9 protein-coding genes are annotated in these 15,765 nt (G+C 44.5%); 1 reads left to right on the top strand and 8 read right to left on the bottom strand.

Translation table 11 applies throughout. From position 1 onward, the window contains the following. Positions 1-257: 257 nt before the first annotated feature. The 8 genes from NST34_RS15805 to NST34_RS15770 form a co-directional block, all read right to left on the bottom strand. The gene (locus NST34_RS15805; RefSeq protein ID WP_341128241.1) at positions 258-2,363 is read right to left on the bottom strand and encodes a hypothetical protein; all 2,106 of its coding nucleotides are present in this window, start codon (positions 2,361-2,363) and stop codon (positions 258-260) included. After that, positions 2,356-4,998, bottom strand: coding sequence for a glycoside hydrolase family 2 protein (locus NST34_RS15800; protein ID WP_341128240.1), 2,643 nt, complete (start codon positions 4,996-4,998; stop codon positions 2,356-2,358). Before NST34_RS15800 ends, NST34_RS15805 begins: the two co-directional genes overlap by 8 nt. Positions 4,999-5,651: 653 nt before the next feature. After that, positions 5,652-8,456 carry a glycoside hydrolase family 2 TIM barrel-domain containing protein gene (locus tag NST34_RS15795; RefSeq protein ID WP_341128239.1) on the bottom strand — a complete coding sequence of 935 codons (2,805 nt, stop codon included), beginning with the start codon at positions 8,454-8,456 and terminating at the stop codon, positions 5,652-5,654. Between the two features lie 230 nt (positions 8,457-8,686). Continuing rightward, positions 8,687-9,799: an alpha/beta hydrolase gene (locus NST34_RS15790; RefSeq protein ID WP_341128238.1), complete on the bottom strand. Its 1,113-nt coding sequence runs from the start codon at positions 9,797-9,799 to the stop codon at positions 8,687-8,689. A 238-nt stretch (positions 9,800-10,037) separates the two neighbouring features. After that, positions 10,038-12,497 carry a GH39 family glycosyl hydrolase gene (locus NST34_RS15785; protein WP_341128237.1) on the bottom strand — a complete coding sequence of 820 codons (2,460 nt, stop codon included), beginning with the start codon at positions 12,495-12,497 and terminating at the stop codon, positions 10,038-10,040. 102 nt (positions 12,498-12,599) lie between these two features. Beyond that, positions 12,600-13,736, bottom strand: a complete 1,137-nt coding sequence (locus NST34_RS15780; RefSeq protein ID WP_076286764.1) for an MFS transporter — start codon at positions 13,734-13,736, stop codon at positions 12,600-12,602. Between the two features lie 131 nt (positions 13,737-13,867). Further along, positions 13,868-14,494 (bottom strand): FMN-dependent NADH-azoreductase, encoded by a 627-nt coding sequence (locus NST34_RS15775; RefSeq protein ID WP_341128236.1) that lies wholly within the window; start codon positions 14,492-14,494, stop codon positions 13,868-13,870. A gap of 34 nt (positions 14,495-14,528) precedes the next feature. Beyond that, positions 14,529-15,113: a DUF3238 domain-containing protein gene (locus NST34_RS15770; protein ID WP_149645641.1), complete on the bottom strand. Its 585-nt coding sequence runs from the start codon at positions 15,111-15,113 to the stop codon at positions 14,529-14,531. Between the two features lie 152 nt (positions 15,114-15,265). Here NST34_RS15770 and NST34_RS15765 point away from each other — a divergent pair, with 152 nt between their 5' ends. Beyond that, positions 15,266-15,739 (top strand): MarR family winged helix-turn-helix transcriptional regulator, encoded by a 474-nt coding sequence (locus tag NST34_RS15765; protein WP_076286766.1) that lies wholly within the window; start codon positions 15,266-15,268, stop codon positions 15,737-15,739. Positions 15,740-15,765: the final 26 nt, after the last annotated feature.

The raw sequence follows: 15,765 nt of genomic DNA, 5'->3' as shown, positions 1-15,765 counted from the left end.
TCCCGAAGCCAAGAATTCACTCCGGTCAGGCGTTGTATAGTTGTTATATTTAAATGATAGCGCTTCCTACAAAACCTCGAAATCCGGTAACCCTGCGAAAGCGTTTGTAAAGCTACTTATTTTGCTGGCAAGCAATCATGCGAGAAATATAAGAGATTGTGTATGGTATGAAACTTATACTTTCTTATATTTCAAAAAAAGCGATGTACGCACCGGAATGGTCGTACACCGCTTATGTTCAAGGTATGATGTTTTGTTTAGGCCTCACTTAGCCCTGAGCTAATGCATAGGACAGCTGCTTCCGCTCGAAATGCTTCGCTCGCCGGATTGGGCTGCTCCTCCAAAATGCGGAGTACCGCCTGCTGCTCCACGCCGGGCTGCGGCACACGGGATGGAGATACTACGTTCCAGTCCTGTTCACCCTTGAACCTGTAAGATAACTCATAGAGATAATAACCCGTATGCTGCCCGTCAGCGAGTTGACTTACCCCATCCTGCCACGAGCAGAGTTCAAGAGGATGCTGTTTGTCAGCTAAAACACCGGACGCGAGGGTAATGCACTCATTACGGACTACCTGCTGCTTCTGTTCCCAAGCCTGCTGATCTAGGATTCCCAGCCCTAGGCGGTATTCCATTCCCGGCTCTCCATAAAGAGTCCAAGCCACTGGACTACCCACCGCTACGAACTTCGGTGCCTCCAGAAAAACTGGCTGATGAACCGGAACAAAACGTTCCGTCTGCTCCCACTCGCCCGCAGCTGGACTGCGTCTGCGATAATGCACCGTCCCCGCGAATTCAAGCTCCTGATCCTGTAGTAGAGCTTTTAGACATAGCGCTGCCTGCTCGTAAAGGTCCGTGCAGTTGTTATGCCCGAAGCGGTAGCCGACCTCATGGCGAAGTGGAATGCCACGACTCCGGACCAAGGCTGCGAAGGCAAAGCTGAATCGGCTGAGAGTAAAGGCATCATGCGTGCCGTGGTTTATCAGCAGCTTAGTGCCGCTCGCTTTAAGGCCCTCAAGGAAGAAATCGGACTCCAGTCCGGTCGTTTCCTCCAAACTTGCGGAGTCACTAACACCCGTCAGAGTCTGTAGCAGAGTCTCGATACCTGATCTTCCGGTCTGTGGATGCCGCCAATCCTTCCTCCAAATGTCACGGTAACCGGAGTCCACCTCTGCCACATGCCAGATCAGCGGACAAGCCCCTTCCGCAAACTCACGGGTAAGCCCGTTCAGAATTAGCGGAGGTGCATAACACAATGTGTACCGCACCCGGTACGGCAGCCTGAGAGGATTGCCTCCCGCCAGCAACGCGGTCAGCCCACCGCGTGAGCCACCCACGGCCACAACCTGATCCGCATCACCAGCATAGCTATCTTGACCTTTGGCAATTGCCGCCCCAATGCCGGCGTAAATGGAGCTTTGCAGGGAGCGGCTGCCGATGTAACCTCCACCGTTCCAGAGAACACCAACAACACCTTTGCCTGTGCTGGCCAGAGTCTTTCCGATGATTTCCAGAAATGAGGGACCTACAGTGCTGAAGGTATTTTCATTGGCATCATAATAACCGTTGAATAACAGCGGATAGCCCTTAACGTTTTTCGCACTCCAATTGGGCGGCAAAATATAGGACGCAAGGCTATGCTGACCGTTCTTCGTAACTAACAGACTGCCGCTGATGAGCTGAAACACAGGCGCATTGCTTAAAAGAGCCCCATCGTCAGCGGATTCATTACAGAAGACCACCGGATACCCGAAGGTCTTCAGGATACGGTCGCTCAAGGAGATGGCAACTAAATCATCTACTGCATAGAGACTGTAGCGGTCACCAATATAGCGTTCAAATTGCGGGGTTTTAAGTTCTTTATCCCCTTCGTTACTGCCGAACAACTGATAATCTTCGGTATTGTATACATAAGGGCTATCTGGATCGTTATTATAGAGCCGTACATGCTCAGCTACAACCTTCTCTCCAGCTTCGTCCATCCGCAGGGTCCCGATGCCGTCGGTCCCACCATAACGGAAGCCGCCTTTCCCCTCAGCAGCACTGTTATCCCAGTGTGACACTACTGGAAGCGTATTGATCAGTAACGGACTGACCAATACGAACACTCCTTCCTCTGAATTCTGGGTTCCTTCCGCCTTTTCAGCCTCGACTGTATCCTCTCGCAGGGTTGACCAACCGGCTTTGTGATAAGTTACTTCACCGCTCCGCAAGCAGGCCAGTAGTAGTTCTGCATCGTGCATTTTTAAGTAATCGGCCACAGCCCTAGTAATGGGTAGAGCAATGGGTTCAGATCCGCCACTCAGAATAAAACGACTTAGCGGAACGTATTTCCCCGGTACAAAACACAATGATTTACTCATAAATTCCTTCTCCTTCATCTGGTATCGTATCGCCATGTGCTGTCAGAAACGAGCAAAATTTAATTTCTGGCAGACCGTCGGTACTACAGTAATTCTCCCCAGCCAGAAATCCTCCCGACAGTTTTGGTGTGCAAGTAACCGTCACCGTCCTTTTTTCTCCTGGAAAAAGGGTGAGGAACTGTTCTTCTGCTTCCATCCAGTAGCGGTCCCCCTTCTCCTCTGCATGTACATGTAACAGTACTTCACTACCAGTATTATGGAGAGTGAAGTGAGCTTGGTGACTTATCTTTCCTACACCAGTAGGTTGCCATAAGCTTTCCTGCCGCACCTGAAGGTTGCCACCTGTAAGATCAAGTGCTGGGGCATAAAGATGTTGGTTAGCGGTAGAGAACACATATAAATTTTGCTGCGATTCTTCTTCAATGTTCCGGAATGACAATCTGACAAAATATAATAGATCCTCAGGCTCAGGCACGCTGAAATTCAACTCCCCAACACAGACAGCACGATCTTTGTCTCCTTCTGCCTCGAAGGTTTGCCGATATAGGCTTCTGCCTGTTGCATCTAGCACTTCTGCATCAACCTTTACCTTGCCTCCATCCACACCATGCACGAATACATTTCCATGAAATCTAGTACCAGGCGTTAAAAGTAGGCTGCGATAATCTAGCGAAGCATGCTGTGGACGGAAGGCTTGTTTCACCCAGTGGTAGGCCATTTTAGTTTCACCATAATAATCTACAAGATTGGTGCAAGACACATTCGGCCATGGCTCGTTGAACTGCCAGACAATGCTGCCGCTGTTCCGGAATTTGCGGCGACGGTTAGCCTCCAGCACGAAGCGGATTCCTTCTGCCTGCATCCATTGGCTGCAAGCGGAAAACTGCTTCAAATCATTCATGCTACCGAACATTTCTTCTTCACGGCTTAGCGTATCCCACCACTCCCCGTGATGTCTCCATACGGCGCTGTTCTCCATCGAGACAGGCTGCTGGTTGGCTTCATTCAGAAATTTCTCTAGGCTTTTGAGAGAACTCAGACCGTCCACTCCAAATTCGCTATGCAGCAGATTATCGTTACTGCCATATAATTCGTAGTGATAGGGGTTGCCCATATACTTCCAGTAGCCATGAACATCATGACCCTGGCCCTTGGCTTCCGTAATATACTCCACCGGACCAGATGCCGAGGTCGGCAGAAAGAGCCGCTGCGGATCATACTGCTCTACCAGCCCCTTTAGCATAGCCAGATTGGAATCACTGAGGTCTGAAGGCTTGTTTGGTTCACTCATTAATTCATTTCCACCGCTCCATACCGTTAGTGATACATGATTGCGTTTGTCGCAGAGTGCGGTGCAAGCCGTCTTACGCAGCAGTTCCAGGAACTCAGGCTGCTTGGATGGAATATTATCAATGCCAGAACTCGATTGGATGAACTCCTGCCAGACCATAATGCCGTTTACATCACATAAGTCGTAAAACGCTTTCTTCTCAATGATTCCACCGCCCCATACCCGAACGAGGTTGATATGTGCCGCTTTCATCAGATGGATCATCTGCTGATACTGTTCGACCGTCACATTTCCGTAGAGATGATCCAAGGGTGTCATATTTACCCCTTTTATATAAATCTTGCACTCGTTGATCACAACCGTATAAGGTAGCGCGTTATCGGGGCTTCCTTCATTAAGGATATAATTAAGTTTGCGGATGCCTGTCTGTAAGCTTCGTGTATCGAGCTCCATATCGTCTTCGTCCATTAGCTTCAACTCAAGGCTGTAGAGCGGTTGTTCTCCGTAACCGTTTGGATACCATAGCTGAGGTTCAGGTATTTCGAGCTCCGCGTTCACAACTTCTCCCGCAAGAACCGAGTACGACTGAACCACCAGCGGATTCCCCTCCGGATCAGAACAAGTGATACTCGCTGTCAGCCTTCCTGTATGTTCAGGACCAGCCATCTGTTTGATGCTTGCCTGAATAGAAATTCGACCAGACACCTGCCCGTCATTTTCACCAAGCTCCGCATCTGTAGTGATTGATACGTCTTGCCAAGAACAATCCCGGTGAACCCTTAGTACCACATCATCCCAGATTCCGACGTTAACTAACCTGGTGGAGAAATCCCATTTATAATTAAAACGGCTCTTCTGCGTAAAGGTGGCCGAAGTTTTGCCGATTTGCCCCATTTCATCCGGTGCTTGCTTCAGTAGCACTGAGATTTCCAGACTCTCCCGCTCCGAGAGGAGATCTGTAACATCAAATACAGCAGGCTCGAACATTCCCTTATGTTCACCCAACAGGATATTGTCGGCGTAAACAGCTGCTTCATAGTCTAGCCCCTGAAAGACCAGTTCAACTCGGGATGCCTTCAGCTCAGGATGTTTCAAAGTCGTGCGGTAAACCCACCAACGGTTCTCTACCCATTCACAGCTTAAGCTGTTCAACTCTTCATAAGGATTGCTAATCCAGCCCTGTCTGTAGAGATCATAATGAACTCCACCCGGTACAGTAGCTGGCATCCAGTCTGTAACTCCCATCAATTCCTGCCCCAGCTCCATGCTGGTGCCCTTTAACGGCACCCAAGGCCAGTACCCTTTGACTTCCCACTTTAGATCGTTCAATAAAATTTGTTTCATGTCTTCTCCCGTTCCCCCAAATCCTGCTTAATTTGGCGCTGTTCATGACTAAGAACGGCTCTGGCGCCATCGGTTAATGCGCTTACAATTCTATTCATCTAGCTTCATTACCAATGATAGCATCGGGTTATCATTTTCGAAGGCCCCTAACCCTGTGAAATCGTTTGTTAATCTGCGCAGTTGCAGCTAAATACAAACAACCATTCTCGAACCAAGCCGTTTGTAGAACGCGAAAAAGGAGTTCCCTCAAGCCGTGAAAGGCCACCGGGGATCTCCTTTGCTTTTTGTTTGGACTGAGATTCAAGAACTCCTGCAACGACGTAGCACCTATCGGACTGAGATGACCCTAAGCGCAGTATTATTACACTTTTGGAATGCTAACGGACCCCGAGTCGCTATTCGCATAAAAAACTCTGTAATTGAGCCTCTTTCTGAGCAATAGGTTCACTGGAGTCCGAAACTCTCACAAGCTAGAGGATGATTACACTGTTGAAGTTGAAGTCTGCTCCCTAACTAGCACCAAAAGAGCAGCGGTTCTCTCGTAACTTAGAGAATCGCTGCTCTGCTGTTAAACGGTCCATCGTATATAAAGAAGCACTGTCTCTGTGTTCTGTACATCCATATGAAATACAATGAAGAGTCTTAGCAACCCCCTACTTGATTAACTCAAGAAGCTCGTTAACAGTTGCTTTGTATTGTGGTTTGAACGCTGCGGATTTCATGTAACCCGCAAGGCTTGATAAGAACTGTCTTCCTTCAGGCGTATCGCTTACCTTGTCTGCATCTAAAGCGCACACTAGTAAGTTGCCTGCTCCTACGCTGCATTCCACGAGGAAACTAAGCTTATGATTTCTTTCAAAATTGTCGATGGTCTGCACCACGGGATTCCAACTGCGATCAGCTTCATCCATGATAATGGATTTTGAGTGCTGAACGATATTCCACCATGGATAGGTTGAATACTCCTCGGTAGGGAACTCGTGGAATACAGGATGGCTGTTATCAATTAACAGCCCCATGGTACCCACAGGAACTGGCCGGTTCATGCTCTCTGAGATAGAGCGGAACATTGGGTAACACCAGAAATCTGTGCAGTAATAACCCTCGACAGCATTTTGGAGAGTTTCCGGTTTCGGCATCAGCAGCACGCTCTCACCTTGCTCCAGCAGTGCAAACGCATCACTAGACAGCTTGTCGAATACATGGATGCCTTCCAGCATATTGCCGCTCTTTTCTGGGTAAATCCATTGATCGTAGCTCTTGCGAATATCTGTCCCCTGTATCGAGAGAGACAATACGATTGTACTCATCCGGTCAACTACAGGCAGCGTTATTTCCAAATCGCAGATATCGATGTAATTCGTTCCTGCAGGAACGTTCACCTCGGTTGTCCCTTCTGCCAAAATACCATTATCCACAGTCAGTTCCCAACGTAATTCAAGTGTATCTTGCAAACCGCTGCGGAAGCAGCTTAGCTCTACATGAGCATCGAACGGTTCACCGGAGACATAGTTATACTTAGGAAATCTCGCCAGCAGAACGGCATCATTGCAAAAGGTTCGCCATTCCTCAGGGCTAATCATTCCTTTGGAATCCATAAAGGCGTCGAGGACACCTACTAATGCTGTTCCCTGACCGCTGAAATCCTGGAGATCCAGGAGCTGGAAGCCGGCAAGCCGCCGGGAGCGGAATGCCGCCTCGAGTTCCTCTTTGTAACAGGCTACAGCCAGCTGCCCTGAACATTCGAAGTATTTAGCGGCTAAATGCCCCAGTCCCTTACTTTCCAAGCGTTCACGGAAAATTTTGAAATTCTCGGCCTTGAGTGGTCCGTTGTATTTTTCGATCTCTTCAAAATTTGGATAGGTTGCGTATTGTCCAATCTCATGCGAAACAACAGGAATGTGCGGTATCCATTCTCCGGAAGCCTCATCTGCCTTCACGGTCTTTGCTTCGGTACCATACTGAATCTGGATCTCACCGCCAGCTGTATCTTCCATCTTCTCTCCATTCAAGAGATCCAAAGGTACGATTTGATCATCATAATCCTTCATTGTACTCGGCAAGGCAGTCTGTACATGTCCTAGTGGTGCATCACACATGGCATAAGAGCCTCTAAATAGTCGTTCTCTGGAAAAGCGTACCCCACTGAAGAAATCGTCATGTTCCAGAATTTCCGGTACCCATTGGTGGTTATTGGAGCCCTGTGTATAGAGAATCCGTTTATCGAACGCTTTATAGTCCTTCAGGAAAGAATCAATTTTAGCTTTACTGCCCCATAACTCATTACCAAGGGACATCATCACGAAGGAGGGATGATTGCCGAAGGCCTGGAGAATGGCATAACCCTCACTGATCAGATAATCCTGCTCTGCTTGATTATGGCCATCATCGGTTTTTTCCGTGATTGTACCCCAGAATGGAAGTTCTGGTTGCATATAGATCCCAAGCATATCCGCAGCGGTAAATGCAGCCTCCGGTGGACAGCAGGTATGGAAGCGATAATGATTGATACCGTAGGACTTGGAAATGCCAAGGATTCTTACCCATTCCTCGACATCAGTTGGGGCATAGCCGGTGAGCGGGAAGATCAGGCCGTCATGTTTGCCGCGGAGAAAGGTTTTCTCACCGTTGATTGTAAACTTGTCGCCCTCTGCTCGGAATTCCTTCAAACCAAAGATAAGCTCCTGTTGGTCAGTAATATGTCCATCCCTGTCTTTCAAAACAAGGGTTATATTATAAAGATTGGGAGCGCCTTCACTCCAGAGCAACGCGTTTTGTCCTAGCACATAATCGACGGAAAAAAGCCCCGGTGAAACAGGAAACTCACGCTCGTCCACCGCGTGTGTCTCTTCACTATTGAAGCTTTGAGCAGACACCGCAAGCGTAGTTTCACTGTTGCTGTCCAAGGTTGCTATAATACGAACCGTACGTGCAGCCAGATTCGACTCCAGTCGGATATTAGTAAGCTGCGATTCCCCATAGAACTGAAGCTCCATACGACCGGTAATTCCATTCCAGTTGGTCTGGGTATCCTGTGAAGTCAAATGTCCGCCTTTGGTTGGGTAATCGGTATTGTCCACACGGACGGTGATTGTATGAATTCCAGCTTGTAGCTTCGGCAATTCATATATATGCGGGGTGTTCAGACTGTTACGGCTACCGATCTCCGTATTGTCCAGCCAAAGCGTCGTAAGTCTCGTCCGTTCCAAAAATAGATAACAGAACTTTCCTGCCAGCTCATCCGGAATGAATACCTCTCTTGCGAACCAGACTTGCCCTTCAAACAAATATTCATCGGTTAGAGCGCTTACTAAAACTTCCTCGTTCTTTGGTCCTTTACGTGCGTATGACGTTGTTCCCGGCAGTGTGATAACATCTGTAAAAGGCAAGGTTAGTCCCTGTTTTGTCTCATCCAATTGCAACTTCCATTCGCCTTCAAGGTTGATCTTTGTCTGCAAAATATCACTCCTATTATGGTAATCACTGATCTCTAGCAGTATAATGCTCTACTATATAAAGCTTAGCATATTAAGCCAGATAATTCAGTAGAGTGGTTAACACTCATTTGAATGACGACAGGTCTAATCTTACAATATAGCCGGAGCATGAATGTGCCTGATGACAAGATTTAATAGTGATTTCAGAACAATAAAAAAAGCCGCAATGAGCGGCTTTTAAATATTATTTATTACACATTCTCCAGCATGAAATTCCCAATTTCAATCAAACTATCTTCCGCTTGCGGTGTGACGCCTACCTGATCGGCAAAGCCGTGAGAAAGTCCTTTGTACCGTACCGTTTTCACTTTGACACCCGACTCCTTCAGCTTTAAGGCATATGCATCATCTTCAATACGCAGAAAGTCATATTCGCCAAACAAAATAATGACAGGCGGCATCCCTTTCAGATCTCCTCGCAGCGGGCTCACATAAGGGATTGTATCATCGGACACGCCCAAATATTCGCCTAAGCCCACCGTTCCTAAACCACCGCTCAACAAATTCAGTATAGAACGAATCTCTTTATCCTGAGACGGGGATATTTCATAAACATCTCTGCGCTGCATATGTTCCTGCATACCTGCTGCGTCCACGCTTGGATATAGTAGTGCCTGTGCCTTTACCATCTGCGTTCCTTCATCCCGATCTTTCATTGCGCATACCGTGGCTAAATTCCCACCTGCGGAATCACCGGAAATACAGATGCGATTCGGATCACCATTAAATTCTTCGGCGTGAGCATATATCCATTTCAACACGGTATAACAGTCGTCGAGCCCAGCGGGGTATGGGTTCTCCGGAGCTAAGCGGTAATCAACCTGAATCGATACACAGCCCGTATTTGCAACCACAAGCTTGCACATCTCCTCTACTACTTCGGGTCCTCCTGCTACGAAACCGCCTCCGTGGATGTAATAGAACACTGGCTGCAACTCTCCACTCTTCTTCTGCGAAGTGTAAATTCGCACCGGGACAGCAACATCACCGTTTTGAACGGTAGCATGCCTCACATCAACACCTTCAGTAATCGGAATGCTGTTCACGCCATTCATCATCTTGCGCATTTGAGCTGCACTTTTTTGGATATTTTTCTTTCGGCTGCCTTTCAACATCATCTTAACCAGCATTCCCTTGAAACCTTTTAGGAATGACTCCATACTTTGATAAAAGCGAGGATCCAGCACACTAGGCTCATCGGTTTCAGGAATAGGCTTAATCAGGATATCCAGTCCATTTTCATTAATTACATGTTGCCTTTCAAGCATCGATGTAAGAAGCTGTTGCGAATATTTACGTTCCATGATGATTACTCCTTTTCAAATGTTGTATGGTAAAATGATTTGCGGCGATTTGTATTGATTGCCATAACTCAATTATAGGTTTGGGTTTGTAGAAAAAATATCGCATTATTTCTTTTGTTATATCCTTCTTTTATCATTATTATTGAAAGCGATTTCAAAAATGACGTCGAGAGCAAAAATACAATATGAAAAACAAAAAAGGACAACACTAAAGTCATCCTTGTTATACATTCTCTATTTAACGTGTTAACCTAATCACTTGTACCTCATGTGGTTGTACAACAGCATTTACCACAAAATTTGCTGTCACCTGCAGCGAACGCATTTGAAATAACGGCAGGGACCGACCTTCAAGATAAGACCATTCTTCTGGACGCATGTCCTTAGGTGCCCCCATATTCAACCATTCATCAAAGGCGCTTCCCCCAGCCGGACCTACTGAATACCTTCGCTCTGTATAAACACCCGGCGTTAAGCCGTCTAGACGAATGTGATACTGACGGGTATTGCGTATATTGAACACGTTGTAACGTTCGGTTTGAGTCAAGTGAGTGGTATGACGGTAGCGATATAGAGTATCATAATGACAATAATTATATAGAAATATCTGTATTTCACCTTTCGAGGAAGTTATAAAATACCCATCACCTTCAGCTATCAGACCGCTTCCTGCATAACGCAACAATTGTAGCGCCCGATAACAGCTTTTGGGCAAACCTCCGCGAGTGAATAAACCAAACCCGCCATGAAAAAGATCCGACGAAGGAATAATTTCCTCCATATGGTCACTAAGCGACCAGTATCCCATAGCCTCAAAGTGGTCGTAATTCTCCAGAATATTTTTGAAAAGAAAAGCAGATTTGTAGGAGGTATCATTACACAAATCACGCTGCCATATGTTATTACTCCACTCTTCAAGAATCACAGGCAGACTAGCGAAACCACGTTGACGCAACAGCTTTTTGACCTTATGTAACGCGTGTTTCATAAACTGTTCATCGCCGCTTACCGCAAGTGGAAAAGCTTCATCCTCTGCCATGAGCTGAAGACCAGTGTCTTCCTGACCCGGTAAGATGCTGTGATAAGCACGTAGAGCCAGAGAGTCGGGCAAACAATTCCCCTTACTGCAAGACACTAGGAATTCGCTGATAAAATTACTAGAATCAATGTTGCTTCCTGGACCAACAATATGTACCTGCGGATCGATAGCACGGATGGCGTGGCTGGTTTCACGGTAAAGCACCCAGTATTCTTCCATGGTAAACACACCATATCCTGAGAACTCTGGACTCACGAAAGGAGCAAACCTCCATTCCCGCACGGACTCAATCCCATACCGATCAATGAAATGCCTAACAAGGGAAGTCACAAGGTCGAGCCATTTTTCAAGATGCTCAGGCATAGAAAGGATGCTTGGCCTCTTAAATGGAAACACGGCTTCCCTCGCTAATGCAGAAGGCATATAACTAAATTCAACATAAGGCTTTAACTCGACTGAAAGCATGAAGTCCATTACCTCATCTACATAAACAAAGTTATAATCTGCGCTACCAGACATTTTCCTGACATACAGCATCATGTCATCGTCTAACAGACCTTTGCAGCGCATATAGCGAAAGCCAAGCTCCTTTTGCAGCTTTCGTATTTGCGCCTGTACCGCGCCATTCAACAGATCCTTGGCGTAACCTGCATTAATCAACGTCCGCCAGTTATGACTCAGCGTCCGAATCTTACGGCCAGTGTCCACATGAAGATCATATCCCTCATTGACCTGAGGTTGGACAATGGAGTGTTCGTTGTGATGCAAATGCCGCATTAGTGAAGTGAAATCGGTCGAAAATCCCGCTGTGACCATTATGTTCTCCTGTGGATCTGTCGCATCATGCTCATTTACTAGACGGTATTGCCCTGGTGTAACACCAAAGCGCCGTTTGAAGGCGTCGATCAAAGCGTTGGTACTTGGAAATCCAACTTCTGAGGCGATGTCCGTGATCGTTCTTTCACTACGAAGAAGTGCCACTGCCTGACTCAGTCTGACATTTGTAAGGTAGGCAGTAAAAGTAAGGCCTAGCTGTTTCTGAAATAAATGGGACAGGTAGGAGCTACTTAAATAGATAGTAGAGGCTAGTCCACTCAGAGTAATATTTTCCCGATAATGTCGGTGGAGATAGTCGGTTGCTTTGCGCAATCTTTCCTTACTTGAGGATTTGGAGGGATCCTTCTGCTTGTTCTGCTCCAGAAAAGTATGCACTAGACTGTTCAGCAGTACACCTACACGACTACGCATTAGTATAGGTAAACGAGATTCGTTTTTGTAATAGGCCTGGAATACACTGGCGAACTCACTTCGGATTACATTAAAGCGAGCTTGTTCGTCCTTAGGGTATAGAAAAGACTTACACTCTATAATTATACTTTCAATCTCAGGACAAAAAGCTGCCAAAAATGCCGGCGAGATAAACAGCGATAGCGCCTTGCCCGAACCTTTCATATTTAAAGCGTGCAGTTGGTAGCTATTCAATACAATAATGTCATCCTGCTGAACTTCATAGGTAAACTGATTGTCATCCAACTGTAGTCCCCCAGTTCCCTGCAAGATGTACATTACCTCAAGTTCTTGATGCCAGGAAGCGATAGCGTCTTCAGGGAGATTAATTGAAAACCTGAAATCCGATGCTATCAATGTATTTTCTTGCATACCCAACCTCCTATTCTTAATCTTAATAGAGCCTTGCCTCATCCAAAATCCTATCATATAAACCCATGAAATCAAGTTTACTGTCTTATTGATAACGAAGGTTCAGGTTGTTTTTAGTGTCTTTTTTACAATCAATATAAAAAGCACCAGACTAATAAACCCAGATATAGCACAAGTAATAAATACCATCTGATATCCCATAAGCTGTGAAACAAATCCAAGTAGTATAGCTCCTAAACCAATTCCTAAATCAAAAGCAGTAAAGAATGTAGCGTTCGCTACACCTCTTTTCGCTGGTGGGGCTAATCGAATCATCGCTACTTGAAGCGCTGGTTGAGCTGATCCGAATCCAATTCCGTACAAAATAGCTGTAATAACCACTCCAGCAATTCCTTTAGTCATTGTTAGGACGAATAGTGCGACTATCAATATGAAAAGAGCAGGTACAATAATGACCCCTTCCCCATACTTATCGGATATCTTCCCTGTAAGTGGTCTAATTACTGTAAGTGTGACTGCATACACTAAGAAAAAAGTACCCGTGTTAACTTCAATATTTGCCGCAAACAGTGGTAAAAAAGTTGTAATACCACCAAAAGTAAATGATAAGAAAAATGTAACGATAGCGATAGGTAAAACTGTTTTTTCATAAAATGATATTGTTTTTTTTGATGTGTTTTGTACTGTTGGAATTTTTGCACCAAATCCAAGTATGAATGCAATCAAAGCTAATGCTGTACATAGAAGAAATAGGTAATGAAATGAATAAGATTTTGTTACCCAAAGACCAATGATTGGTCCTAACGCCATACCTAATGTCATTGCTAGTCCATACCATCCCATTCCTTCTCCACGACGAGATTGTGGAATAACATCAGTCACAGCCGTTCCTATCGAAGTTGTAGCAACTGCCCAGCTGACTCCATGAAGGATACGTAATATTACTAAAAATATAATGCCTGTCACCCAATCATAAAAATACATGGTTATAGCAAAAAAAAGTAATCCGCTTATTATAAATGCACGTCGACCAAACCGATCCATTAATCCTCCAATAATAGGACGAAAAATTACTGCCGATATTGTAAACACTCCAATTATTAATCCAACTTGAGATTCACTTCCACCTAGTTGTTTGATAAACATAGGCAATGTTGGCATTAGTAAATAAAATCCACTAAATAGTAATAAAGCTGTAAGGGTCAGCATGATATAGTTTTTTGTCCATAAACGTTCCATTGTAATGTAATCCTTCTTTCTATCGACTTTACGTACTCCCCAAAAATAGTGAAATAGGCGAATAAAAAAGCAGCACCACCGCTATAAAAGTGTTGGTACTGCCCTATATAGACTGATACACGCTTGGTTAATTAGAACGTCCTTGATACTTTAACAGCTTTTTCAAGCCCTGCGACAATAATCTCTTCTGCCTTATCAGGGAATTGGCTGTGCCCTTCAATGATAATAGTCTCTATATTTTTCACACCAAAGAAGTTCATCATACTTGTTACATATTTAACAGCCATCTCTAAATCAACTTTTGGTCCCTCAGAATACACACCACCACTTGCGTTTAATAACACTATTTTTTTATTTCCAATAAGCCCTACTGGACCTTCTGGCGTATATTTAAATGTTTTGCCTGCGCGGTTTAAGTAATCAATATATGTGTGTAGTACAGCTGGGATGGTTAAATTCCATAAAGGGAACCCAAATACGACTTTATCCGCTGCAAGGAATGGATCTAAATACTTATCAGCAACAGCTACTGCTTTTGCTTCTTCTACTGTTAAATCTAATCCTCTACTAGACTTAAATGTTCCGTTAATCATATCTGCACCTACGTAAGGCAATTCCTCATTGTATAAATCCAGCGCTACTACAGTGTCATTTGGATGTGATTCTTTATAGCTCGCTAAAAAAGCTTCAAATAATCTAACACTTACCGACTGATCTGCTGGTCGATTGTTTGCTTTTACAAATAAAACGGTTGTCATTCCTTGTTCCTCCTGATGTACACTCTAATGTTGTTTATAATATTTTTTTGAAGCTATACTCCATTTCTCCAGCCATAGCTTCAGGAGTATCACCAGTTACTCTGTAATCATGTGTATAAATTTGTTCGAACGTTCCAAAGTTCACTTGTTTATAAAATTCAAAACAAGGAAATCCATCATGTGCTCCTTGCATATTGACAGTACCATCCTTTTGAATATGAACTATTAAAAGATAGTCAACTGGAGGTGCAAATGCATTTAATGGATTGCTAGCACTTGCACTCATTTGAAACCTAACGTCTTCAGAGCCCCACACAATATCAGTGCACAAAATACCTTCTGTAGTAGCTTTTCCTGTTTTTTTATTAACAGAACCATCTGGAGTAGTGACTCTTTCTGTTGTAATACCAGTATTTGCATATGTGAAAATATCTTTTTTGTAAAAATCTACAACTACTTCTTGTTCCACTCTGGAGCGCATAGCGTTGACAGCATAGGGTGTGAATTCACGTGAGTCACCTTCAAAATGGATTACGTTTCCTGTTGCTTCATCCTTCCTAGGATCAGTCCACGGTGTTGGAATAAATACACTTGCTCTAACTTTAACAATATTAGTCATGAGAACCCTCCATAATTTATTAATTCTGTTTCAGTGATTCCTTTTTCTTTCACAACACAAAATATAGTCAACTTGATTGACTACTTTTCGCATAGTACAATGTATTTCGTACAAAGTCAACTAAGTTGACTTTATTTAAGGAGGTTTTATGTATGACTCAGGAAGTCTTTAGTGAATTGGATCTGACAACACTTTTATCATTATCCTTTAGTACATCAATTAATGAACTACATGATAGATTGCGTGAATTAGGATTTGCAGATATTAGACCTGTACATGGTTTTATGTTTAAGTGTATTGCTCCAAACGGAGCAACAGGTATAGAATTAGCCGAATATTTAGGAATTACGAAGCAAGCCGTAAGTAAAATGGTAGATTATCTTGAGAAAAGTGGTTATGTAATTCGCGAAAATCATCCCACCGACAAGAGAGGAAAAATCATTGTTTTGACTGAGCGAGGTTGGTTAGCAGTGAAAGCAAAAGAAGAAATACTAACTGAGATTGAGCAACGTTGGATTGAAATCATAGGTACTGAACGACTGCAGATGCTCAAAGATGATTTAACAACACTTGTATATAAAGCAAATGAAGATAAATCTACTATGAGATCAAGACCTGTCTGGTAAGTGTATGGTGAAGATTTGGTGTATGC

This window comes from Paenibacillus sp. FSL H7-0714 (assembly GCF_038003765.1).
GTDB lineage: Bacteria > Bacillota > Bacilli > Paenibacillales > Paenibacillaceae > Paenibacillus_AQ.
This window is presented reverse-complemented; position numbering and strand designations above follow the sequence as displayed.